Origin of the sequence: Vibrio sp. HS-50-1 (assembly GCF_024747315.1) — a bacterium.
Taxonomy (GTDB): domain Bacteria; phylum Pseudomonadota; class Gammaproteobacteria; order Enterobacterales; family Vibrionaceae; genus Vibrio; species Vibrio diabolicus.
Genome location: NZ_JAMPZF010000019.1, coordinates 37,163 through 57,102 on the forward strand (window position 1 = coordinate 37,163; position 19,940 = coordinate 57,102).

Here is a 19,940-nt window from a genome sequence, read left to right on the forward strand (position 1 = left end):
GTTTGCTCTTCGCTCAGTTCGTGTTAACAAGTGGAAAAATGGATTCTTCACTGCGACATCAATTTGTGGGAATAGTCATTGTTTTAATCTAAGCCTGTGCGAACAAGTCACTTTAGACTTTTCTAATTTGGATAGTCTATTCATTTCTAAAGTGAAAGTTACGGTCTGTTTAACAAAAATTGCAATCCCGTCGTGATTCTCGTCACATTAAATGGTAATTCATTACATAGTTAAACGTTTGCTAGCTGAGATCTTGTGGCTCTATGTCTAAATTCCAGCGAACTTTCTTGGCATTTGGCAACAACTCAATAGCAGGTTTGGCACTGGTTAATAACTTTTGCATCAATGAACGATGCTGGGTTTGAAGTAACAGCTGCCAGCGGTATTTACCAGCCCGCTTGGCCAAAGGTGAAGGAGTGGGGCCTAACACCATGCAGGAATCATCGAACAGAGGGTGTGATTCTAACGTAAAGCGAACCTGACGCAGGAAGTCTTCAACTACCTCACTTTGGTTTGCTTCTGCTTTAAACAGAGTCAAGAAACTATAAGGCGGAAGCTGAGCCAGTTTGCGTTCTTCCAGAGCTGTCATAGCAAAGTGACGATAGTCTTTTTGAAGTAGGGCTTGCAGCAAGCTGTGCTCAGGATGGTGAGTTTGCAGGATCACTTCGCCAGGTTTACTTGCTCGGCCAGCACGACCTGCGACCTGAATAAACAGCTGAGCTAATCGCTCCGAAGCGCGAAAATCACTACTATACAAAGAGCCATCAACATCCAAAAGAGCTACGAGCGTTACATTTGGAAAGTGGTGCCCCTTAGCCAGCATTTGAGTGCCTATCAGTATTTGGTATTCACCTTTACGAATCGATTCAAGGGCACCTTCCAAACTACCTTTGCGACGTGTACTGTCTCTGTCGATGCGAATGGCTTTGTATTCTGGAAACAACTGAGCCAATTGTTGTTCGAGCTGCTCCGTTCCTACGCCGACGGTAACCAGTTGAGTTGAACCACATCCCTGACACTGATGAATGACAGGTTGTTGTGAGCCGCAGTGATGGCAGCGTATTTCGTTGCTGTAATGGTGGAACGTATAGTACGCATCACAGCGTTTACATTCAGCAATCCAACCACATTCATGGCACATCAAAGCGGGCGAGAAACCTCGGCGGTTAAGAAACAACATAACCTGATTGCCCACTTTTAAGTGTTTGCGCATTTCGGCAATCAGTTGGGCGGATAAGCCACTTTCTAAATACTGACCTTTTACATCTAACACTTTATTGGTGGTGGGCACGGCAGAGCCAGCTCGTTGGGTAAGTGTTAAATGGTGATATTTACCAGACAGGGCATTATGCAAGGTTTCTAACGCTGGCGTCGCTGAGCCGAGGATAATCGGTACTTGCTCTTTATGGGCGCGCATGACAGCAACATCACGAGCGTGGTAACGCAAGCTGTCTTGTTGCTTATAAGAGGAGTCATGCTCTTCATCAACGATAATAATCCCCAAATCAGCAAAAGGTGTCAGTAGGGCTGAGCGCGTACCAATGATGATCCCCGCGGCTTTATCGCGAGCCGATAACCAGGCGTTCAAACGCTCTGTTTCATTCAAACCGGAATGAATCACATCTACTGGGACATTAAATCGATGTTTAAAGCGGTTGATGGTTTGGGGGGTTAGACCTATCTCAGGTACTAAAACTAGTGCCTGTTTCCCTTGCTCTAGAACTGGCTTGATAAGGTTTAAGTAAACTTCGGTTTTACCAGAGCCAGTTACCCCTTCTAATAAATAGCAAGCAAAGCCCGTTTGGCTATTTACGCTGGCAATCGCGAGTGCTTGTTCATGGTTAAGCTTTGGTTTCTCTACCGCACACTCTACATTTTGACTCCATTTCGTAATGGTCGGCTTTTTCTCGATGCGCTCGACCCAACCTTTTTCTTCGAGGTTTTTTAAGATGGTTGAGTTTACTTCTTGATCCAAGAGTTCTTGATGCGGGATCGGTCCGTTGACCATCATTTGGAGTGCACGCTGTTGTTTTATTGCACGTCCAAGCCCTTGCATTAGCTTATTTCTTCCTGCTTCTGTCAGTTGCCATTCTTGTAGTGTTGCAAAGTCAGCCGGTTTGCCTTTCCTCAGCGCGGCAGGCATTGCATTGTGTAGAGTGTCACCTAGAGGGTACTGATAGAACTGGCTGCACCAAGTCAGCAACGAATAAAGCTTTTCAGACCATATCGGCTGAGAATCAAGAACTGCTTTGATTGGCTTGAGTTGATCTTTGGGAAAGTCGGAGTGGTTCACCATTGCGGTGACGATGCCGACTAAGGTTTGGCGTCCAAAAGGTACGGAAACGCGTCCACCAATGATCGGAAACAGGTGCCCCGGAATGGCGTAATCAAATTGTTTGTCGAGCGGTACGGGTAATGCCACTCTAGCAATGGTTGGACGCATAAATTCTTAGCTATTAAAAAAGAGGGAAAGGAAATGAGAGTCTATTAAAATCGGTATGGAAATTCGAGTAAAGCAATGTGATTCAGCGTGAATCGTGCCTCTATGATTAGTCTGGCTAAAAAAGTGGCGAAAAAGTTGCCAAATGTGTTGATCCGAGCAATGTGATTCTTTACTATATCGCGCCTTGAGATATGGCTTCGGCAATTAGTTGATGCGGTATCCCATTTTATTATTAATTGCGTGTGGTGTGCGGCTTAGATTCGTATAGCGACACGGCCTACTATTGAGGTTATCCCATGAAAGCTGGTATCCACCCAGAATACAAAGCAGTAAAAGCGACTTGTTCTTGCGGCAACTCTTTTGAGTTCAACTCTACTCTAGGTAAAGAGTCTATCCACCTAGATGTATGTGACAAGTGTCACCCATTCTACACTGGTAAGCAACGTATCGTTGATACAGGCGGCCGTGTTGATCGCTTCAACAAGCGTTTCGGTGCACTATCAAGCGGTAAGAAATAATAGCAGCCGCTATTACGATTACAGTTTAGAAAAGGACGCTTCGGCGTCCTTTTTGTTTAATGGCTACCAAGCGAAGAGGGATGTATAGGGTTTGGAATATTCCCGATTATTTTTCACTCAGCGCTTGCAACCTAAAGTGTGATCTGTATAATGCAGCGCACTGGTTAAGCCAGTTGTGAACCAATGAGCAGTGAGGAGCGAGCAAATCTAAGGATTTGCGAGGTAATGTATACTCAGCTTATGTTCGCGGTTAATACAATTAGCTATCTTTTCTTCGGAAAAACTATCCTCAAAGGTGACTTTGGCATATAGGGATAGTTAATCGAAAATTAACTGACAATGCGTCCTAATCTTGGATGCTACGGTTTCACATAAATCAATCGGCATTCTCTCGTCTTGACGAGTTTGAGTGGCGATATTGTTTGTGTAATTTATTAAATTTGGAGCTCTGTCTCATGCAGAACCAACGTATCCGTATCCGCCTAAAAGCTTTCGATTACAAACTAATCGATGCTTCTACAGCGGAAATCGTTGAAACAGCTAAGCGCACTGGCGCACAGGTTCGTGGTCCAATCCCACTGCCAACTCGTAAAGAGCGTTTCACAGTTCTTATCTCTCCACACGTTAACAAGAAAGCACGTGACCAGTACGAAATCCGTACTCACAAGCGTCTAATCGACATCGTTGAGCCAACAGACAAGACTGTTGATGCTCTAATGCGTCTAGACCTTGCTGCGGGCGTTGACGTTCAAATTAGCCTAGGTTAAGGGAGATTAGAAGTATGATTGGTCTAATCGGTCGTAAAGTGGGCATGACCCGCGTATTTACTGAAGAAGGCGTTTCTATCCCAGTAACTGTTGTTGAGGTTGAAGCTAACCGTGTTTCTCAAGTGAAAACTCTTGAAACTGACGGCTACGCAGCAATCCAGGTTACAGCTGGTTCTAAGAAAGCTAACCGCGTAAACAAAGCTGAAGCAGGTCACTTTGCTAAAGCTGGCGTTGAAGCTGGTCGCGGTCTTTGGGAATTCCGTTTAGAAAACGGCGAAGAGTTCGAAGTTGGTTCAGAACTAACTGTTGAACTATTCAACGAAACTAAGAAAGTAGACGTTACTGGTACATCTAAGGGTAAAGGTTTCCAAGGCGCTGTTAAGCGTTGGAACTTCCGTACTCAAGATATGACTCACGGTAACTCATTGTCTCACCGTGCTCCTGGTTCTATCGGTCAATGTCAGACTCCAGGTCGCGTATTTAAAGGCAAGAAAATGGCAGGTCACATGGGTGCTGAGCGTGTAACGACTCAAAACCTAGAGATCGTACGTGTTGACGCTGAGCGCAACCTGCTTCTTATTAAAGGTGCAGTCCCAGGCGCAACTGGCGGCAACGTGATCGTTAAACCAGCTGTTAAAGCATAACGTCTCAGGAGTAAGTAATGGAACTAATGGTTAAAGGTGCCGATGCACTAACTGTTTCCGAAACTACTTTCGGACGTGAGTTTAACGAAGCTCTTGTACACCAAGTAGTTGTTGCGTACGCAGCAGGTGCTCGTCAAGGTACTCGTGCTCAAAAAACACGTTCAGAAGTTTCTGGCGGTGGCGCTAAGCCATGGCGTCAAAAAGGTACTGGCCGTGCGCGTGCTGGTACAATCCGTAGCCCAATCTGGCGTACAGGTGGTGTTACTTTTGCTGCGAAACCACAAGATCACAGCCAAAAAGTAAACAAAAAAATGTACCGTGGTGCTATGAAGAGCATTCTTTCTGAGCTTGTTCGTCAAGAGCGTCTAATCGTTGTTGATAACTTCTCAGTTGAAGCACCAAAGACTAAAGAGCTAGTTGCTAAGCTTAAAGAGCTTGAGCTAACTGACGCTCTAATCGTGACTAGCGAAGTAGATGAGAATCTATTCCTAGCTGCTCGTAACCTATACAAAGTTGACGCACGTGATGTTGCTGGTATCGATCCAGTATCTCTAATCGCGTTTGACAAAGTTGTAATGACTGCAGAAGCAGTTAAGCAAGTAGAGGAAATGCTAGCATGATCACTGAAGAGCGTATCCTAAAAGTTCTACGTGCACCGCACATCTCTGAAAAAGCAACTATGGCAGCTGAGAAAGCGAACACTATCGTTTTCAAAGTAGCTAAAGATGCGACTAAAAAAGAGATCAAAGCAGCTGTAGAAAAGCTATTTGAAGTTGAAGTTAAGTCTGTAAATACTCTTATCACTAAGGGTAAGACCAAACGTCAAGGTCTACGCCAAGGTCGCCGCAGCGACGTTAAGAAAGCGTACGTTACTTTGAAAGAAGGTCAAGATCTTGACTTCGTTGGCGGCGCGGAATAACAGGAGTAGTTAAAAATGGCTATTGTTAAATGTAAGCCGACTTCCCCTGGTCGTCGTCACGTTGTTAAAGTTGTTAACGCTGACCTACACAAGGGCAAGCCATACGCACCTCTTCTAGAGAAAAACTCTAAGAACGGTGGTCGTAACAACAAGGGTCGTATCACAGTACGTCACATCGGCGGTGGTCACAAGCATCACTACCGTGTAGTTGACTTCAAACGTACTAAAGATGGTATTCCAGCGACAGTTGAGCGTCTTGAATACGATCCAAACCGTAGCGCAAACATTGCTCTAGTTCTTTACAAAGACGGTGAGCGTCGCTACATCCTAGCACCTAAAGGTGTTGTAGCTGGTGATGTTATTCAGTCTGGTGTTGATGCACCAATCAAAGCTGGTAACACTCTACCAATGCGTAATATCCCAGTAGGTTCAACAGTACATAACGTTGAACTTAAGCCTGGTAAAGGTGGTCAGCTAGCTCGTTCGGCTGGTGCTTACGCTCAAATCGTTGCTCGCGACGGTGCGTACGTAACTATCCGTCTACGTTCTGGCGAGATGCGCAAAGTTCTTTCTGAAGGCCGTGCAACAATCGGTGAAGTTGGTAACTCTGAGCACATGCTACGTGAACTTGGTAAAGCAGGTGCATCACGTCATCGCGGTATCCGTCCAACGGTTCGTGGTGTTGTAATGAACCCGATTGACCACCCACACGGTGGTGGTGAAGGCCGTACTTCTGGTGGTCGTCACCCAGTATCTCCTTGGGGTATGCCTACTAAAGGCTTCAAGACTCGTAAGAACAAACGCACTGACAAGTACATCGTACGTCGTCGTAACAAGTAATCTATATAAAGAGGAATCGCCATGCCACGTTCTCTCAAGAAAGGTCCTTTTATTGACCTACACTTGCTGAAGAAGGTAGAGAAAGCGGTGGAAAGCGGAGACAAAAAGCCTATTAAGACTTGGTCCCGTCGTTCAATGATCATCCCTACGATGATCGGTTTGACCATCGCTGTCCATAATGGTCGTCAGCACGTACCAGTATTTGTAACTGATGAAATGATCGGTCACAAACTGGGTGAATTCGCACCAACACGTACTTACCGCGGTCACGCTGCGGATAAGAAAGCTAAGAAGCGCTAAGGAGTAAATAATGGAAGCAATTGCTAAACATAACTTTGCTCGCATTTCGCCTCAGAAAGCTCGCTTAGTTGCGGATCTAATCCGTGGTAAATCTGTTGACCAAGCTCTAGAAATCCTAACGTTCAGCAACAAAAAAGCTGCTGCACTAGTTAAGAAAGTTCTAGAGTCTGCTATCGCTAACGCGGAGCACAACGAAGGTGCAGATATTGACGATCTGAATGTCGCAAAAATCTTTGTAGATGAAGGCCCAACCATGAAGCGTATTATGCCTCGTGCTAAAGGTCGTGCGGATCGTATCTTGAAGCGTTCAAGCCACATCACTGTTGTTGTAGCAGATCGCTAGAGACTAGGAGAGTAAGCAATGGGTCAAAAAGTACATCCAAATGGTATTCGTCTAGGCATCGTTAAGCCTTGGAATGCTACATGGTTTGCTAACACCAAAGATTTCGCTGACAACCTAGACGGCGACTTCAAGGTACGTCAGTTCCTTACAAGTGAACTGAAAAAAGCGTCTCTATCACGTATCGTTATCGAGCGTCCTGCTAAGAGCATCCGTGTGACTATTCACACTGCTCGTCCAGGCGTTGTTATCGGTAAGAAAGGTGAAGACGTTGAGAAGCTACGCGCAGCTGTAGCTAAAATTGCAGGTGTACCAGCGCAAATTAACATCGCTGAAGTACGTAAGCCTGAACTAGATGCGCAACTTGTTGGTGACAGCATCGCGTCTCAGCTAGAGCGTCGTGTTATGTTCCGTCGTGCTATGAAGCGCGCAGTACAAAACGCTATGCGCCTAGGCGCTAAAGGTATCAAAGTGGAAGTAAGCGGTCGTCTAGGCGGCGCTGAAATCGCACGTTCAGAGTGGTACCGTGAAGGCCGTGTGCCTCTACACACTCTACGTGCTGACATTGATTACGCAACTTCTTCGGCTCACACTCAATACGGTGTGATCGGCATTAAAACTTGGATCTTCAAAGGTGAAATCCTAGGTGGTATGCCAGCAGCTAACGCTGTAGAGCCTAAAGGCGACAAGCCTAAGAAGCAGCGTAAAGGCCGTAAGTAAGGAGTCGACAGATGCTACAACCTAAACGTACTAAGTTCCGTAAGGTTCAGACTGGTCGTAACCGTGGTCTAGCTAAAGGTACTGATGTAAGCTTCGGCGAATTCGGTCTTAAAGCTGTTGGCCGTGGTCGTCTAACTGCTCGTCAAATCGAAGCGGCACGTCGTGCAATGACACGTCACGTTAAGCGTCAAGGTAAAATCTGGATCCGTGTGTTCCCAGACAAACCAATCACAGAAAAACCACTTGAAGTTCGTCAAGGTAAGGGTAAAGGTAACGTTGAGTACTGGGTAGCCCAAATCCAACCTGGTAAGGTTATGTACGAAATGGGTGGTGTACCTGAAGAATTGGCACGTGAAGCGTTCCGTCTTGCGGCACGTAAACTGCCTTTCAAAACTACATTTGTAACTAAGCAGGTGATGTGATGAAAGCACAAGATCTACGCGAGAAAAGCGTTGAAGAGCTTAACGCTGAGCTAATGAATTTGCTACGTGAACAGTTCAACTTGCGCATGCAAGCTGCGACTGGTCAACTACAGCAAACTCATACTCTGAAAGCTGTACGCCGTGATATCGCACGTGTGAAAACTGTTTTGACTGAGAAGGCAGGCGCATAATGAGCGAAGTAAAACGTACTCAACAAGGTCGTGTTGTTAGCGATAAGATGGACAAGTCTATCACTGTTGCTATCGAGCGTTTCGTAAAACACCCAATCTACGGTAAATACGTAAAACGTACGACTAAAGTACACGCACATGACGAGAACAACGAGTGTGGCCTAGGCGACACAGTTGAAATCGCAGAGTGTCGTCCACTGTCTAAGACTAAGTCTTGGACTTTGGTAAAAGTTCTAGAAAAGGCGAAGATTTAATCTCGTTAATTCTATGAAACTAAAGCGGCTCCAAAATATTTTTGGAGCCGTTTATTTTTTGACTACCCAATCACAAAAAAGGGTGGTACAATTCGCGTCCCTTTTAAAGAGGCAGCCCGACCCGTGATGGGTCTAGTTATTAATATTTAGCGGAGCACTAACATGATCCAAATGCAAAGTATGCTGGACGCAGCTGATAACTCAGGCGCACGCAGCGTAATGTGTATTAAGGTTCTGGGTGGCTCTCACCGCCGTTATGCACATATCGGTGACGTCATCAAAGTTACTGTGAAGGAAGCAATCCCTCGCGGTAAAGTTAAAAAAGGTGATGTTCTGAAGGCGGTGGTAGTGCGCACCCGTAAAGGCGTACGTCGTCCTGACGGTTCTGTCATTCGCTTCGACCGAAATGCTTGCGTATTGCTAAACGACAATACTGAGCAACCAATCGGTACACGTATCTTTGGTCCTGTGACACGCGAACTTCGTGGCGATAAGTTCATGAAGATCGTTTCACTGGCTCCAGAAGTTCTGTAAGGAGCACGTAGAAATGGCAGCTAAAATCCGTCGTAATGACGAAGTAATCGTTCTTGCTGGTAAAGACAAAGGCAAGAAAGGTAAAGTAACTAAGGTTCTAGCAACTGGTAAAGTTATCGTTGAAGGTATCAACCTAGTTAAGAAGCATCAGAAACCTGTTCCAGCTATGGGTATCCAAGGCGGTATCGTAGAGCAAGAAGCAGCAATCGACGTTTCTAACGTGGCGATTTTCAACGCAGCTACTGGTAAAGCTGACCGTATCGGTTTCCGTTTTGAAGACGGCAAAAAAGTTCGTTTCTTCAAGTCTAACGGCGAAACCGTTTCTAACTAATAGAAGTAATTTGGAGTTCTACTATGGCGAAACTGCATGATTACTACAAGTCGTCTGTAGTCGCTGAACTGACCAAACAGTTCGGTTACACAAGCGTCATGCAAGTCCCTAGAATCGAGAAAATCACCCTAAACATGGGTGTTGGTGAAGCAATCAACGATAAGAAACTGCTAGAAAATGCAGCGTCTGATATGGCAACGATCTCTGGTCAAAAGCCACTTATCACAAAAGCGCGCAAATCTGTTGCAGGTTTCAAAATCCGTGAAGGCTACCCTATCGGTTGTAAAGTAACCTTGCGTGGCGAACGTATGTGGGATTTTCTTGAGCGTTTAATTAACATCGCTCTTCCACGTGTACGTGACTTCCGTGGTGTTAGCGCTAAGTCTTTTGACGGTCGCGGTAACTACAGCATGGGCGTTCGCGAGCAAATCATCTTCCCGGAAATCGACTTTGATAAAGTTGATCGTGTACGCGGTTTAGACATCACTATTACGACGTCTGCTGGTACTGATGAGGAAGGCCGTGCTCTGCTGGCTGCCTTTAACTTCCCATTCCGTAAGTAAGGTGAAGGGTTACTGTTATGGCTAAACAATCAATGAAAGCACGTGAAGCTAAACGTGCACAGCTAGTAGCTAAGTTCGCTGAAAAGCGTGCAGCGCTAAAAGCTATCATCAGCGATGTAAACGCATCTGAAGAAGATCGTTGGAACGCGGTTCTTACACTGCAATCTCTTCCACGTGATTCAAGTGCATCACGTCAGCGCAACCGTTGCAACCAAACTGGTCGTCCACACGGTTACCTACGTAAGTTCGGTCTAAGCCGTATTAAGGTTCGTGAAGCTTGCATGAAAGGCGAGATTCCGGGTCTTCGTAAGGCTAGCTGGTAATTGCCACTTAATCATTTGGAGTAAATCATATGAGCATGCAAGATCCGATTTCGGATATGCTGACCCGCGTTCGTAACGGTCAGGCAGCAAACAAAGTTGCTGTAAAAATGCCTTCTTCAAAGCTTAAAGTTGCAATTGCTGCACTACTAAAAGCTGAAGGTTACATCGTTGACTTCGCTGTTGAAGGCGAAGCAAAACCTGAGCTAGAAGTTACACTTAAGTACTTCCAAGCTAAACCAGTAATCGAGCAACTTAAACGTGTTTCTCGTCCAGGTCTACGTGTTTACAAGAAGAAAGATGAACTTCCTTCTGTAATGGGTGGTCTTGGTATTGCTATCGTTTCAACTTCCAAGGGTCTTATGTCAGACCGCGCTGCACGTAAAGCAGGTCTTGGTGGTGAAATCATCGCTTACGTAGCTTAATAAGGAGTAGACTATGTCTCGTGTTGCAAAAGCACCTGTCGCTATTCCAGCTGGCGTAGAGGTGAAACTAAACGGCCAAGAAATCACTGTAAAAGGTGCGAAAGGCGAACTAACTCGCGTTCTTAACGATGCAGTTGTAATCGCTCAGGAAGAAAATAACCTGACTTTCGGTCCTAAAGAAGGTGTTGCTAACGCATGGGCTCAAGCAGGTACTGCTCGCGCTCTAGTTAACAACATGGTTGTTGGTGTTACTGAAGGCTTTACTAAGAAGCTAACTCTTAAAGGTGTAGGTTACCGTGCTGCTATCAAAGGCAACGCTGTAGGTCTAACACTAGGCTTCTCACACCCAGTTGAGCACGAGTTGCCAGCGGGTATTAAAGCTGAATGTCCAAGCCAAACTGAAATCGTGATCACTGGTGCTGACAAGCAACTAGTTGGTCAAGTTGCGGCTGACATTCGTTCTTACCGTGAGCCTGAGCCATACAAAGGCAAAGGTGTTCGTTACGCAGATGAAAATGTGCGTACTAAAGAAGCTAAGAAGAAGTAAGGTAACACTATGGATAAGAAAGCATCTCGCATCCGTCGTGCTACACGTGCACGTCGTAAGATTGCAGAACTGGGTGCGACTCGCCTAGTTGTACACCGTACTCCTCGTCACGTGTACGCACAGGTTATCGCGGCTAACGGCTCTGAGGTTATCGCAGCAGCTTCTACTGTAGAAAAAGCGATCCGTGAGCAAGTGAAATACACTGGTAACGTGGATGCAGCTAAAGCAGTGGGTAAAGCTATTGCTGAGCGCGCTCTTGAGAAGGGCGTAACTGCAGTTGCATTTGATCGTTCTGGTTTCCAATACCACGGTCGAGTAGCGGCGCTAGCAGAATCTGCTCGCGAAGCTGGTCTGAAATTCTAAGGTAGGGTTGGAAGATGGCTAAAGAACAACAAGTTCAAGCGAATGATTTGCAAGAAAAGCTAATCGCAGTTAACCGCGTATCTAAGACGGTTAAAGGCGGTCGAATCATGAGCTTCACTGCACTAACAGTAGTTGGTGACGGTAATGGTCGTGTAGGTTTCGGTTACGGCAAAGCTCGTGAAGTACCTGCAGCGATTCAAAAAGCAATGGAAAAAGCGCGTCGTAACATGACTACGATCGCTCTAAACGAAGGCACTCTTCACCACCCAGTGAAAGGTCGCCATTCGGGCTCTAAAGTTTACATGCAGCCTGCTGCAGAAGGTACTGGTGTTATCGCAGGTGGTGCGATGCGTGCAGTACTAGAAGTTGCTGGTGTACACAACGTACTATCTAAAGCGTACGGTTCTACGAACCCTATCAACATCGTTCGTGCAACGATCGATGCACTAGGTAGCATGAAGTCACCAGAAATGGTTGCTGCTAAACGTGGTCTAACTGTTGAATCTATTTCGGAGTAAGAACACCATGGCAACTATTAAAGTAACTCAAACTAAAAGCTCAATTGGTCGTCTGCCAAAGCACAAAGCTACTTTGCGCGGTCTAGGTCTTCGTAAAATCAACCACACAGTAGAACTTGAAGATACTCCGTGTATTCGCGGTATGATCAACAAGGTTTACTACATGGTTAAAGTTGAGGAGTAATCAGAATGCGTTTGAATACTCTAGCACCGGCTGCTGGCGCGAAAACTTCTGCGAAGCGAGTAGGTCGTGGTATCGGTTCAGGCCTAGGTAAAACTGGTGGCCGTGGTCACAAAGGTCAAAAATCACGTTCTGGCGGCAGTGTTCGTCCAGGTTTCGAAGGCGGTCAGATGCCTCTGAAACAACGTCTACCAAAATTCGGTTTCACTTCTCGTAAGAGCCTAGTGTCTGCTGAAGTTCGTCTAGCTGAGCTAGCGAAAGTTTCTGGTGACGTAGTTGATCTAAACAGTCTTAAAGCTGCTAACATCATCACTAAGAACATCGAATTTGTAAAAGTTGTTCTTTCTGGTGAAATCAACAAAGCAGTGACTGTGAAAGGTCTACGTGTGACTAAAGGCGCTAAAGCTGCAATCGAAGCTGCAGGCGGTAAAATCGAGGAATAATCTCGAGGAACGAGGTACAGATGGCTAAGAAACCAGGACAAGATTTTCGTAGTGCTCAGAGCGGCTTAAGTGAACTAAAGTCGCGCTTGTTATTCGTAATTGGTGCACTTTTAGTATTCCGAGCCGGCTCCTTTGTGCCGATTCCTGGTATTGACGCTGCTGTACTTGCCGATTTGTTCGAACAGCAAAAAGGTACCATCGTTGAAATGTTTAACATGTTCTCCGGTGGTGCTCTTGAGCGTGCATCTATATTAGCATTGGGCATCATGCCGTATATTTCGGCATCTATTGTTGTCCAATTGCTAACTGTAGTTCATCCAGCGTTAGCTGAACTCAAAAAAGAGGGTGAAGCAGGCCGTCGTAAGATCAGCCAATACACACGCTACGGCACGCTTGTACTTGCAACCTTCCAAGCTATAGGTATTGCAACTGGCCTACCAAACATGGTCGACAATCTGGTTGTTATCAACCAAACCATGTTTACGCTAATTGCTACCGTAAGTTTAGTAACCGGTACCATGTTCTTAATGTGGTTAGGTGAACAAATTACAGAGCGAGGAATTGGTAACGGTATTTCGATACTGATTTTTGCAGGTATTGTTGCTGGATTGCCTTCTGCAATCGGTCAAACAATCGAGCAAGCGCGTCAAGGTGAATTGCATGTACTTCTTCTGTTGCTAATCGCGGTATTAGCTTTTGCAGTCATTTACTTCGTTGTTTTCATGGAACGTGGTCAACGCCGAATCGTCGTTAACTACGCGAAGCGTCAACAAGGTCGTAAAGTATTTGCTGCACAAAGCTCGCATCTGCCTCTTAAAATTAACATGGCAGGTGTAATTCCAGCGATTTTTGCATCAAGCATTATCTTGTTCCCAGGAACATTGGCTCAGTGGTTTGGTCAAAACGGCGAGAGCAGCGCGTTCGGTTGGTTAACTGACGTGTCTTTGGCTCTTAGCCCAGGTCAACCGTTGTATGTAATGCTTTATGCAGCAGCAATTATCTTCTTCTGTTTTTTCTACACGGCGTTGGTTTTCAACCCGCGTGAAACAGCAGATAACTTGAAGAAGTCTGGTGCATTCGTACCCGGTATCCGCCCAGGTGAGCAGACAGCGAAGTACATTGATAAAGTAATGACACGTTTAACCCTTGCTGGTGCACTGTACATTACCTTTATCTGTCTGATTCCCGAGTTCATGATGGTCGCGTGGAACGTACGTTTCTACTTCGGCGGTACATCGCTACTAATCGTAGTTGTTGTAATTATGGACTTTATGGCACAGGTACAGACTCATCTGATGTCTCAACAGTATGATTCTGTGTTGAAGAAAGCGAATCTGAAAGGCTACGGCCGTTAATCCGGCGGTAGACTCAGTTTCATTTACGGAGTTTAGCAATGAAAGTTCGTGCTTCCGTTAAAAAAATCTGCCGTAACTGTAAAGTAATCAAGCGTAACGGTGTCGTTCGCGTGATTTGCAGTGAGCCAAAGCACAAACAGCGCCAAGGCTAATTAGCAGAAATTTTTACTTGAAAATGAAGGTTGGGTCGAGTATATTCCTCGGCCTACCTTTTGCGTGCAAAAGAAGTAGTATTCCGCAGCGTATCCATAACGGGCTTTGCTGCGGCTAATTCTTTTATAGAAACACTTAGGAGTGAATAATGGCCCGTATAGCAGGCATTAACATTCCTGATCAGAAACATGCAGTAATCGCTCTAACAGCGATCTACGGCATCGGTAAAACTCGCTCTCAAGCTATCCTAGCTGAAGTGGGTATTGCTGAAAATGTTAAGATCAGTGAACTAACTGAAGAGCAGATCGATCAACTGCGTGATGGTGTAGCTAAGTACACTGTAGAAGGTGATCTACGTCGTGAAGTATCTATGAACATCAAGCGTCTTATGGACCTTGGCTGTTACCGTGGTCTTCGTCATCGTCGCAGTCTACCACTACGTGGACAGCGTACTAAAACCAACGCTCGCACCCGTAAGGGTCCGCGTAAGCCGATCAAGAAATAATCGGGAAGGTAGAGTACAATGGCTAAACAACCAACTCGCGCTCGTAAGCGCGTACGCAAGCAAGTTGCAGATGGCGTTGCGCACATCCATGCTTCTTTCAATAACACAATCGTAACCATTACTGACCGTCAAGGTAACGCTCTTGCATGGGCTACTGCAGGTGGTTCTGGTTTCCGTGGTTCTCGTAAGTCTACTCCGTTCGCTGCACAGGTTGCTGCTGAGCGTTGTGCTGAAATGGCTAAAGAATACGGCCTAAAGAACTTGGAAGTTATGGTTAAGGGTCCTGGTCCAGGTCGCGAATCTACTGTTCGTGCACTAAACGCCGCTGGTTTCCGCATCACAAACATCGTTGATGCTACACCAATCCCTCATAACGGTTGTCGTCCACCTAAGAAACGTCGCGTATAACGTTTCTAGGACAATTGGAGAAGAATCATGGCAAGATATTTGGGTCCTAAGCTGAAGCTTAGCCGTCGTGAAGGCACTGACTTATTCCTTAAGTCTGGTGTTCGCGCGATCGATACCAAGTGTAAAATTGATAACGCACCAGGTGTACACGGCGCTCGTCGCGGTCGTCTATCTGAGTATGGCGTTCAGCTTCGTGAGAAGCAAAAAGTACGTCGTATGTACGGCGTTCTAGAAAAACAATTCCGTAACTACTACAAAGAAGCTGCTCGCCTAAAAGGCAACACTGGTGAAAACCTACTTCAGCTTCTTGAAGGTCGTCTTGATAACGTAGTTTACCGCATGGGCTTTGGTGCAACTCGCGCAGAAGCACGTCAGCTAGTTAGCCACAAAGCTATCCTAGTAAACGGTAAAGTTGTAAACGTTCCTTCTTTCAAAGTAGCGGCTAATGACGTTGTTTCTATTCGCGAGAAAGCTAAACAGCAAGCTCGTATTAAAGCGGCTCTAGAAGTTGCTGAACAACGTGAAAAACCAACTTGGATTGAAGTAGATGGTGGCAAGATGGAAGGTACATTCAAGCGTATGCCTGAGCGTTCTGATCTATCAGCTGACATCAACGAACAATTGATCGTCGAGCTTTACTCTAAGTAAGGTTTAAACTAAAGAGAGGACACAATGCAGGGTTCTGTAACAGAATTTCTTAAGCCACGTCTAGTTGACATCGAACAAATCAGCTCGACTCACGCAAAAGTAACTCTTGAGCCATTAGAGCGTGGCTTTGGTCATACTCTGGGTAATGCACTTCGCCGCATTCTTCTATCTTCTATGCCTGGTTGTGCAGTGACAGAAGTAGAAATTGAAGGCGTACTTCACGAGTACAGCACTAAAGAAGGTGTACAAGAAGATATTCTTGAAATCCTTCTAAACCTTAAAGGTTTGGCAGTGCGTGTTGCTGAAGGCAAAGATGAAGTGTTCATTACTTTGAACAAATCAGGCTCGGGCCCTGTGGTTGCAGGTGACATCACCCATGATGGTGATGTAGAGATCGCTAACCCTGAACACGTTATTTGTCACCTAACGGATGACAACGCTGAAATCGCAATGCGTATTAAAGTAGAACGTGGTCGTGGTTATGTTCCAGCTTCTGCGCGTATCCATAACGAAGAAGACGAGCGTCCAATCGGTCGCCTACTAGTAGATGCTACTTACAGCCCAGTAGACAAAATTGCCTACGCTGTAGAAGCAGCTCGTGTAGAACAGCGCACTGATCTAGACAAGCTTGTTATCGATATGGAAACAAACGGTACTCTAGAACCTGAGGAAGCAATCCGTCGTGCAGCTACAATCCTAGCTGAACAATTGGATGCATTCGTAGATCTTCGTGATGTACGAGTTCCTGAGGAGAAAGAAGAGAAGCCAGAATTCGATCCGATCCTACTGCGTCCTGTAGACGATCTTGAACTAACAGTTCGCTCTGCTAACTGTCTGAAAGCAGAAGCGATTCACTACATCGGTGATCTAGTACAACGTACTGAGGTTGAGCTACTTAAAACGCCTAACCTTGGTAAAAAGTCTCTTACTGAGATTAAAGACGTACTTGCGTCACGTGGTCTGTCTCTGGGCATGCGCCTAGAAAACTGGCCACCTGCATCAATCGCTGAAGATTAATCGATACTAGTTAGAAGGATTAGGTCATGCGCCATCGTAAGAGTGGTCGTCAACTCAACCGCAACAGCTCACATCGCAAAGCGATGTTCAGCAACATGGCTAGCTCTCTAGTACGTCATGAAGTTATCAAGACTACTTTGCCAAAAGCAAAAGAGCTACGTCGCGTAGTTGAGCCTTTGATTACACTAGCTAAGACTGACAGTGTTGCTAACCGTCGTCTAGCATTTGCACGTACTCGTGACAACGAAGTAGTTGCAAAACTATTTAACGAACTAGGTCCACGTTTTGCTGCTCGTCAGGGCGGTTACACTCGTATCCTAAAAGCTGGCTTCCGTGCTGGTGATAAAGCTCCAATGGCTTACATTGAGCTTGTAGATCGCCCAGCTGCTGAAGAAGCTGCTGAGTAATCAGTTCGTAAGAACGAGAAAGCCGAGCGTTAGCTCGGCTTTTTTGTATCTGCGATTCAGTAAATCTTTATATCCAGCCTGCATTTATTTTACTCCATGCAGACTGGCAATTTAAAAAGTGATTATCACTTGTGCTTATTTACTAGTATTCCACAACCCGCCTAACGAACTTAGAAGTCCCTCGCTAGCGCCTTGCTTGTTCAAGTAATCCAAGATTACTGGAGCAAACTGACTGATCATAGAGGGATCTAAACCCAACGTATCGAATGCACTTTTTACTGCACTGATATTCTCAATATTCCCCAGTAAGCTTTGTGCTCCTTGCAAGTTTGAAAGCCCAGGAATCAAAGACTGTAATTCACTGCTATTTTCTTGTGAAAGCTGGCTTTGAGCCAAAGCGAGTAGTGCGCCACTACCTCCAGCCGCTTGTTCTGTAGATACAGGTAATTGGCTAGTTAGCATGTCTGTTAATGGAGATGATTCAGTGTTCAGGCTACTACCTACCATATCCATTAGGCCACTTTCTTTACTTTTTTGCGTGACGGAATCTAAGAATGCGTGTGCACTACCAATGTTCATTGATAAGAGTGCCAGAGTCAGGAGTGTTTTACGCATAGTACCTCCGAAGGTTGAGCGTTTTTAACGTGATTTTATTGTTTTAAAGGCTATCAGAATGAAAGGTTTAGAGGTGAGAAAGTCTATTCAGTTTAGACAAAAAAACGGCGCTAATGCGCCGTTTTATTAAATCATAATTGAAAATGGTTTCAATTAAAGAATATCTAGTAGTTCTACTTCGAAAACTAGTGCTGCAAATGGAGGGATAGCTGCACCAGCGCCACGCTCACCGTACGCAAGGTCTTGTGGTACGTATAGTTTCCACTTAGAACCAACAGGCATTAGTTGTAGTGCTTCTACCCAGCCTTTGATTACGCCTGTAACAGGGAATTCAGCTGGTTGACCGCGAGATACAGAGCTATCGAATACAGTACCGTCAGTTAGCTCACCGTGGTAGTGAACGCGAACTGAGCTTTCTGCTGTTGGAACTGCACCAGTACCTTCAGAAATGATTTCGTACTGAAGGCCAGAGTCTAGAACGTTAACTTCAGGGCGTAGTGCGTTGTCTTTTAGGAACGCTTCGCCTTCTGCTGCTGCAATTTTCGCTGCTTCTTGGCGAGCGGTTTCTGCACGAGTGTGAAGCTCTTGTAGTGCTTTGTTGATTTCATCAATTTCGATTGATGGCATGTCACCAGTTAGTGCTGTTGCAATACCCGCTGCGATAGCATCAACGCTAAGACCTTCAAGACCAGAACCTGCAAGTTGCTGACCCATTTGCAGACCAATGCCGTAGCTTGCTTTTTGTTCTGCAGTTTCAAATTTAATTTCAGACATGAATGTCGCTCTTGTTAGGAGTGATAAAGGCAACAGGATATCAGTTTCGAGCTTAGGTTTAAATGATTGCGACTGAATGCTTAATTGAGGCGGCCAGGGTGTGACTTATCTCTTACTCCAAGTGAAATTTCTGCTAATTTAATCCAAATTCCATTTTAGTTTAGTGAAAAACATATACTCTCCGCGTCGGTATTTTTATACTGGCAGTAGAAGTATTAAGGGACTCATTAAAATGAATCGTCGCAGAAAGAAAAAGCAGCAAGTCGACTATGTCGAATTGGTTAAACAAAAATTCGCTGCTATCGACTGGAAGCAGCCGTTCAACAAAGAGCAATGGTTGGAGCGTATAAAGCCTGTTAAGCAGTTTTGGCTGCGCCTACCGAAATTCCATCAACGAGCTTTGATGGTTTTAGTTCCATTGATTCTGGTACTCCTTGTTATTCCTTTGCCGAATAAAACAGAACAATCAGTTGAGCAAGCTGAGGTCGATCATCAGCGCGTAGCGATTCAGCTGAACGCACAGAGTTTAAGCCAGCAAAGAACCTCTCAGAACTCAGGGCCGAAATCCGAAGACTGGAAAGAGTACACGGTTAAGAATGGCGACACGTTAGCGCAGGTTTTCAGAAGTAATAAGCTCTCGATGGCGGATCTTAGCGCTCTAGTAAAAATCGAAGGCAGTGATAAGCCGCTGAGCCAAATTAAACAAGGGCAATTGATTCGCTTTAAGCTTAGCGATGAAGGCGAGTTGGATATGCTGCAACTAGAAAAAAGCGGCCGGTCCGTCATGTTTTTCCGCTTATCGGATGGGACCTTTGGGCGCAACAAGTAGATGCTTCAAATGAACTAAAGACGCGAAGGTATCGCGTCTTTTTAGTTTATCTATAAATTAGTTAACCTAGCAATGAACGCGTTATATCGCTACGGCTTCTTTTCGCATATCCACATGAGGAATACCATCCTCTAGGTAGCGATCAGAAATAACTTTGAATCCATGACTCGCATAAAACTGGATGAGATGCTCTTGAGCTCCTATATCAATCGTCTGTCCTGGCCACAATATTTCACACTGTGTTAATGCCTCTTTCAGCAACTTATGTCCCAGACCATCACCACGCGCAGTTTGTTTGGTGACGACTCGACCAATGCTCACATTGTCATACGTCGTGCCAGCGGGTAGCAATCGTGCGCAAGCAACAAGTTCATCACCGTGGTAACCTATTAGATGATAAACACCTTCCAGTGTGTCTTTGCCATCCAGTTCAGGATAAGGGCAGGTTTGTTCAACGACGAATACATCCACACGTAATTTCATCATTGTATACAATTGTGTGGTTGTCAGTTGAGCAAAGGGCAAAGTAATCCAAGTGAGCATGTTGTCATCCGTCATGAGAGTAGAGTGACTGACTTTACTTTGTTTTGTACTCATACTCATTAACAAAGGTTAATTATCACTGGTTTTCCCACCAAATCTGGTG

Annotated in this window: 34 protein-coding genes; 30 read left to right on the plus strand and 4 right to left on the minus strand. The window is 45.4% G+C overall.

Going from position 1 to position 19,940, the window contains the following annotated elements; all coding sequences use genetic code 11:
- Nucleotides 1-241 precede the first annotated feature (241 nt).
- Complete coding sequence (gene priA, locus NDJ01_RS08705) at nt 242-2,443, minus strand: primosomal protein N' (protein WP_258586588.1); 2,202 nt, start codon at nt 2,441-2,443, stop codon at nt 242-244.
- 296 nt (nt 2,444-2,739) lie between these two features.
- Here priA and rpmE point away from each other — a divergent pair, with 296 nt between their 5' ends.
- The 29 genes from rpmE (at nt 2,740) to rplQ (ending at nt 17,076) form a co-directional block, all read left to right on the plus strand.
- Complete coding sequence (gene rpmE, locus NDJ01_RS08710; RefSeq protein ID WP_005379546.1) at nt 2,740-2,961, plus strand: 50S ribosomal protein L31; 222 nt, start codon at nt 2,740-2,742, stop codon at nt 2,959-2,961.
- A 455-nt stretch (nt 2,962-3,416) separates the two neighbouring features.
- Nucleotides 3,417-3,728: a 30S ribosomal protein S10 gene (rpsJ, locus tag NDJ01_RS08715; protein WP_004410492.1), complete on the plus strand. Its 312-nt coding sequence runs from the start codon at nt 3,417-3,419 to the stop codon at nt 3,726-3,728.
- Nucleotides 3,729-3,742: 14 nt separating this feature from the next.
- A complete protein-coding gene (gene rplC, locus NDJ01_RS08720) occupies nt 3,743-4,372 on the plus strand; it encodes a 50S ribosomal protein L3 (protein WP_005379555.1) in 630 nt (209 codons plus the stop codon).
- 17 nt (nt 4,373-4,389) lie between these two features.
- Entirely contained in the window at nt 4,390-4,992 is a 603-nt protein-coding gene (gene rplD, locus NDJ01_RS08725; RefSeq protein ID WP_005379556.1) for a 50S ribosomal protein L4, read from the plus strand.
- A complete protein-coding gene (gene rplW / locus NDJ01_RS08730; protein ID WP_004398471.1) occupies nt 4,989-5,291 on the plus strand; it encodes a 50S ribosomal protein L23 in 303 nt (100 codons plus the stop codon). Before rplD ends, rplW begins: the two co-directional genes overlap by 4 nt.
- Nucleotides 5,292-5,306: 15 nt before the next feature.
- Entirely contained in the window at nt 5,307-6,131 is an 825-nt protein-coding gene (gene rplB, locus NDJ01_RS08735) for a 50S ribosomal protein L2 (protein ID WP_005383168.1), read from the plus strand.
- A gap of 21 nt (nt 6,132-6,152) precedes the next feature.
- Nucleotides 6,153-6,431, plus strand: coding sequence for a 30S ribosomal protein S19 (rpsS, locus tag NDJ01_RS08740; RefSeq protein ID WP_004394525.1), 279 nt, complete (start codon nt 6,153-6,155; stop codon nt 6,429-6,431).
- A 10-nt stretch (nt 6,432-6,441) separates the two neighbouring features.
- Complete coding sequence (gene rplV, locus NDJ01_RS08745) at nt 6,442-6,774, plus strand: 50S ribosomal protein L22 (RefSeq protein WP_005383164.1); 333 nt, start codon at nt 6,442-6,444, stop codon at nt 6,772-6,774.
- Nucleotides 6,775-6,792: 18 nt separating this feature from the next.
- On the plus strand, nt 6,793-7,491 hold the full coding sequence (rpsC, locus tag NDJ01_RS08750; protein ID WP_005383161.1) for a 30S ribosomal protein S3: 699 nt from the start codon (nt 6,793-6,795) through the stop codon (nt 7,489-7,491).
- A gap of 11 nt (nt 7,492-7,502) precedes the next feature.
- Nucleotides 7,503-7,913 carry a 50S ribosomal protein L16 gene (gene rplP / locus NDJ01_RS08755; RefSeq protein WP_005379577.1) on the plus strand — a complete coding sequence of 137 codons (411 nt, stop codon included), beginning with the start codon at nt 7,503-7,505 and terminating at the stop codon, nt 7,911-7,913.
- Complete coding sequence (gene rpmC, locus NDJ01_RS08760) at nt 7,913-8,104, plus strand: 50S ribosomal protein L29 (RefSeq protein WP_005379576.1); 192 nt, start codon at nt 7,913-7,915, stop codon at nt 8,102-8,104. The genes rplP and rpmC overlap by 1 nt, the downstream gene beginning before the upstream one ends.
- Nucleotides 8,104-8,358 (plus strand): 30S ribosomal protein S17, encoded by a 255-nt coding sequence (rpsQ, locus tag NDJ01_RS08765; RefSeq protein WP_005379575.1) that lies wholly within the window; start codon nt 8,104-8,106, stop codon nt 8,356-8,358. Before rpmC ends, rpsQ begins: the two co-directional genes overlap by 1 nt.
- A gap of 162 nt (nt 8,359-8,520) precedes the next feature.
- Nucleotides 8,521-8,892: a 50S ribosomal protein L14 gene (gene rplN / locus NDJ01_RS08770; protein ID WP_004410450.1), complete on the plus strand. Its 372-nt coding sequence runs from the start codon at nt 8,521-8,523 to the stop codon at nt 8,890-8,892.
- Between the two features lie 13 nt (nt 8,893-8,905).
- Nucleotides 8,906-9,223, plus strand: coding sequence for a 50S ribosomal protein L24 (gene rplX, locus NDJ01_RS08775; RefSeq protein WP_005379574.1), 318 nt, complete (start codon nt 8,906-8,908; stop codon nt 9,221-9,223).
- Nucleotides 9,224-9,246: 23 nt separating this feature from the next.
- Nucleotides 9,247-9,786 (plus strand): 50S ribosomal protein L5, encoded by a 540-nt coding sequence (gene rplE / locus NDJ01_RS08780; protein WP_005379573.1) that lies wholly within the window; start codon nt 9,247-9,249, stop codon nt 9,784-9,786.
- A gap of 17 nt (nt 9,787-9,803) precedes the next feature.
- Nucleotides 9,804-10,109 (plus strand): 30S ribosomal protein S14, encoded by a 306-nt coding sequence (gene rpsN, locus NDJ01_RS08785; protein WP_012841173.1) that lies wholly within the window; start codon nt 9,804-9,806, stop codon nt 10,107-10,109.
- 29 nt (nt 10,110-10,138) lie between these two features.
- Nucleotides 10,139-10,531, plus strand: coding sequence for a 30S ribosomal protein S8 (gene rpsH / locus NDJ01_RS08790; RefSeq protein ID WP_005379572.1), 393 nt, complete (start codon nt 10,139-10,141; stop codon nt 10,529-10,531).
- A gap of 13 nt (nt 10,532-10,544) precedes the next feature.
- Nucleotides 10,545-11,078: a 50S ribosomal protein L6 gene (gene rplF / locus NDJ01_RS08795; RefSeq protein WP_005392377.1), complete on the plus strand. Its 534-nt coding sequence runs from the start codon at nt 10,545-10,547 to the stop codon at nt 11,076-11,078.
- A gap of 9 nt (nt 11,079-11,087) precedes the next feature.
- Nucleotides 11,088-11,441 carry a 50S ribosomal protein L18 gene (gene rplR / locus NDJ01_RS08800; protein ID WP_005379568.1) on the plus strand — a complete coding sequence of 118 codons (354 nt, stop codon included), beginning with the start codon at nt 11,088-11,090 and terminating at the stop codon, nt 11,439-11,441.
- A 14-nt stretch (nt 11,442-11,455) separates the two neighbouring features.
- The gene (rpsE, locus tag NDJ01_RS08805) at nt 11,456-11,959 is read left to right on the plus strand and encodes a 30S ribosomal protein S5 (protein WP_004745894.1); all 504 of its coding nucleotides are present in this window, start codon (nt 11,456-11,458) and stop codon (nt 11,957-11,959) included.
- 7 nt (nt 11,960-11,966) lie between these two features.
- Nucleotides 11,967-12,143 carry a 50S ribosomal protein L30 gene (rpmD, locus tag NDJ01_RS08810; protein ID WP_005379565.1) on the plus strand — a complete coding sequence of 59 codons (177 nt, stop codon included), beginning with the start codon at nt 11,967-11,969 and terminating at the stop codon, nt 12,141-12,143.
- A 5-nt stretch (nt 12,144-12,148) separates the two neighbouring features.
- On the plus strand, nt 12,149-12,583 hold the full coding sequence (rplO, locus tag NDJ01_RS08815; RefSeq protein WP_005383155.1) for a 50S ribosomal protein L15: 435 nt from the start codon (nt 12,149-12,151) through the stop codon (nt 12,581-12,583).
- 20 nt (nt 12,584-12,603) lie between these two features.
- Complete coding sequence (gene secY, locus NDJ01_RS08820) at nt 12,604-13,938, plus strand: preprotein translocase subunit SecY (protein ID WP_005379562.1); 1,335 nt, start codon at nt 12,604-12,606, stop codon at nt 13,936-13,938.
- A gap of 38 nt (nt 13,939-13,976) precedes the next feature.
- Nucleotides 13,977-14,090 carry a 50S ribosomal protein L36 gene (gene rpmJ / locus NDJ01_RS08825; protein WP_000868186.1) on the plus strand — a complete coding sequence of 38 codons (114 nt, stop codon included), beginning with the start codon at nt 13,977-13,979 and terminating at the stop codon, nt 14,088-14,090.
- A gap of 149 nt (nt 14,091-14,239) precedes the next feature.
- Nucleotides 14,240-14,596: a 30S ribosomal protein S13 gene (gene rpsM, locus NDJ01_RS08830; RefSeq protein ID WP_005383154.1), complete on the plus strand. Its 357-nt coding sequence runs from the start codon at nt 14,240-14,242 to the stop codon at nt 14,594-14,596.
- Nucleotides 14,597-14,614: 18 nt separating this feature from the next.
- Nucleotides 14,615-15,004, plus strand: coding sequence for a 30S ribosomal protein S11 (rpsK, locus tag NDJ01_RS08835; protein ID WP_001118870.1), 390 nt, complete (start codon nt 14,615-14,617; stop codon nt 15,002-15,004).
- Between the two features lie 27 nt (nt 15,005-15,031).
- Nucleotides 15,032-15,652: a 30S ribosomal protein S4 gene (gene rpsD, locus NDJ01_RS08840; RefSeq protein ID WP_005383146.1), complete on the plus strand. Its 621-nt coding sequence runs from the start codon at nt 15,032-15,034 to the stop codon at nt 15,650-15,652.
- A 24-nt stretch (nt 15,653-15,676) separates the two neighbouring features.
- Nucleotides 15,677-16,669, plus strand: a complete 993-nt coding sequence (locus NDJ01_RS08845; RefSeq protein ID WP_005383143.1) for a DNA-directed RNA polymerase subunit alpha — start codon at nt 15,677-15,679, stop codon at nt 16,667-16,669.
- Between the two features lie 26 nt (nt 16,670-16,695).
- On the plus strand, nt 16,696-17,076 hold the full coding sequence (rplQ, locus tag NDJ01_RS08850; protein ID WP_005383141.1) for a 50S ribosomal protein L17: 381 nt from the start codon (nt 16,696-16,698) through the stop codon (nt 17,074-17,076).
- A gap of 135 nt (nt 17,077-17,211) precedes the next feature.
- Here the strand turns inward: rplQ and NDJ01_RS08855 are convergent, their stop codons facing one another.
- Nucleotides 17,212-17,691 carry a DUF2780 domain-containing protein gene (locus NDJ01_RS08855; protein WP_012841172.1) on the minus strand — a complete coding sequence of 160 codons (480 nt, stop codon included), beginning with the start codon at nt 17,689-17,691 and terminating at the stop codon, nt 17,212-17,214.
- Nucleotides 17,692-17,844: 153 nt separating this feature from the next.
- Nucleotides 17,845-18,465 carry an FKBP-type peptidyl-prolyl cis-trans isomerase gene (locus tag NDJ01_RS08860; RefSeq protein ID WP_005392370.1) on the minus strand — a complete coding sequence of 207 codons (621 nt, stop codon included), beginning with the start codon at nt 18,463-18,465 and terminating at the stop codon, nt 17,845-17,847.
- Between the two features lie 232 nt (nt 18,466-18,697).
- Here NDJ01_RS08860 and NDJ01_RS08865 point away from each other — a divergent pair, with 232 nt between their 5' ends.
- Nucleotides 18,698-19,294, plus strand: coding sequence for a LysM-like peptidoglycan-binding domain-containing protein (locus NDJ01_RS08865; RefSeq protein WP_139060148.1), 597 nt, complete (start codon nt 18,698-18,700; stop codon nt 19,292-19,294).
- Between the two features lie 81 nt (nt 19,295-19,375).
- On the opposite strand, the gene NDJ01_RS08870 is transcribed toward NDJ01_RS08865, so the two are convergent.
- Nucleotides 19,376-19,837: a GNAT family N-acetyltransferase gene (locus NDJ01_RS08870; protein WP_046874180.1), complete on the minus strand. Its 462-nt coding sequence runs from the start codon at nt 19,835-19,837 to the stop codon at nt 19,376-19,378.
- Nucleotides 19,838-19,940 lie beyond the last annotated feature (103 nt).

Bases quoted from the DNA above. Each gene is read 5' to 3' on its own strand.
- priA (WP_258586588.1), bottom strand. From the start codon at position 2,443: ATGCGTCCAACCATTGCTAGAGTGGCATTACCCGTACCGCTCGACAAA.
- rplB (WP_005383168.1), top strand. From the start codon at position 5,307: ATGGCTATTGTTAAATGTAAGCCGACTTCCCCTGGTCGTCGTCACGTT.
- NDJ01_RS08860 (WP_005392370.1), bottom strand. From the start codon at position 18,465: ATGTCTGAAATTAAATTTGAAACTGCAGAACAAAAAGCAAGCTACGGC.
- rpsH (WP_005379572.1), top strand. From the start codon at position 10,139: ATGAGCATGCAAGATCCGATTTCGGATATGCTGACCCGCGTTCGTAAC.
- NDJ01_RS08845 (WP_005383143.1), top strand. From the start codon at position 15,677: ATGCAGGGTTCTGTAACAGAATTTCTTAAGCCACGTCTAGTTGACATC.
- rplN (WP_004410450.1), top strand. From the start codon at position 8,521: ATGATCCAAATGCAAAGTATGCTGGACGCAGCTGATAACTCAGGCGCA.
- rplP (WP_005379577.1), top strand. From the start codon at position 7,503: ATGCTACAACCTAAACGTACTAAGTTCCGTAAGGTTCAGACTGGTCGT.
- rplR (WP_005379568.1), top strand. From the start codon at position 11,088: ATGGATAAGAAAGCATCTCGCATCCGTCGTGCTACACGTGCACGTCGT.
- rplC (WP_005379555.1), top strand. From the start codon at position 3,743: ATGATTGGTCTAATCGGTCGTAAAGTGGGCATGACCCGCGTATTTACT.
- rpmD (WP_005379565.1), top strand. From the start codon at position 11,967: ATGGCAACTATTAAAGTAACTCAAACTAAAAGCTCAATTGGTCGTCTG.
- rpsN (WP_012841173.1), top strand. From the start codon at position 9,804: ATGGCTAAACAATCAATGAAAGCACGTGAAGCTAAACGTGCACAGCTA.
- rpsC (WP_005383161.1), top strand. From the start codon at position 6,793: ATGGGTCAAAAAGTACATCCAAATGGTATTCGTCTAGGCATCGTTAAG.
- rpsE (WP_004745894.1), top strand. From the start codon at position 11,456: ATGGCTAAAGAACAACAAGTTCAAGCGAATGATTTGCAAGAAAAGCTA.
- rpsS (WP_004394525.1), top strand. From the start codon at position 6,153: ATGCCACGTTCTCTCAAGAAAGGTCCTTTTATTGACCTACACTTGCTG.
- rpsK (WP_001118870.1), top strand. From the start codon at position 14,615: ATGGCTAAACAACCAACTCGCGCTCGTAAGCGCGTACGCAAGCAAGTT.
- rpsM (WP_005383154.1), top strand. From the start codon at position 14,240: ATGGCCCGTATAGCAGGCATTAACATTCCTGATCAGAAACATGCAGTA.
- rplQ (WP_005383141.1), top strand. From the start codon at position 16,696: ATGCGCCATCGTAAGAGTGGTCGTCAACTCAACCGCAACAGCTCACAT.
- rpsJ (WP_004410492.1), top strand. From the start codon at position 3,417: ATGCAGAACCAACGTATCCGTATCCGCCTAAAAGCTTTCGATTACAAA.
- rpsQ (WP_005379575.1), top strand. From the start codon at position 8,104: ATGAGCGAAGTAAAACGTACTCAACAAGGTCGTGTTGTTAGCGATAAG.
- secY (WP_005379562.1), top strand. From the start codon at position 12,604: ATGGCTAAGAAACCAGGACAAGATTTTCGTAGTGCTCAGAGCGGCTTA.
- NDJ01_RS08855 (WP_012841172.1), bottom strand. From the start codon at position 17,691: ATGCGTAAAACACTCCTGACTCTGGCACTCTTATCAATGAACATTGGT.
- rplD (WP_005379556.1), top strand. From the start codon at position 4,390: ATGGAACTAATGGTTAAAGGTGCCGATGCACTAACTGTTTCCGAAACT.
- rplE (WP_005379573.1), top strand. From the start codon at position 9,247: ATGGCGAAACTGCATGATTACTACAAGTCGTCTGTAGTCGCTGAACTG.
- rplO (WP_005383155.1), top strand. From the start codon at position 12,149: ATGCGTTTGAATACTCTAGCACCGGCTGCTGGCGCGAAAACTTCTGCG.
- NDJ01_RS08870 (WP_046874180.1), bottom strand. From the start codon at position 19,837: ATGCTCACTTGGATTACTTTGCCCTTTGCTCAACTGACAACCACACAA.
- rpmJ (WP_000868186.1), top strand. From the start codon at position 13,977: ATGAAAGTTCGTGCTTCCGTTAAAAAAATCTGCCGTAACTGTAAAGTA.
- rplV (WP_005383164.1), top strand. From the start codon at position 6,442: ATGGAAGCAATTGCTAAACATAACTTTGCTCGCATTTCGCCTCAGAAA.
- rplW (WP_004398471.1), top strand. From the start codon at position 4,989: ATGATCACTGAAGAGCGTATCCTAAAAGTTCTACGTGCACCGCACATC.
- rpsD (WP_005383146.1), top strand. From the start codon at position 15,032: ATGGCAAGATATTTGGGTCCTAAGCTGAAGCTTAGCCGTCGTGAAGGC.
- rpmC (WP_005379576.1), top strand. From the start codon at position 7,913: ATGAAAGCACAAGATCTACGCGAGAAAAGCGTTGAAGAGCTTAACGCT.
- NDJ01_RS08865 (WP_139060148.1), top strand. From the start codon at position 18,698: ATGAATCGTCGCAGAAAGAAAAAGCAGCAAGTCGACTATGTCGAATTG.
- rplX (WP_005379574.1), top strand. From the start codon at position 8,906: ATGGCAGCTAAAATCCGTCGTAATGACGAAGTAATCGTTCTTGCTGGT.
- rpmE (WP_005379546.1), top strand. From the start codon at position 2,740: ATGAAAGCTGGTATCCACCCAGAATACAAAGCAGTAAAAGCGACTTGT.
- rplF (WP_005392377.1), top strand. From the start codon at position 10,545: ATGTCTCGTGTTGCAAAAGCACCTGTCGCTATTCCAGCTGGCGTAGAG.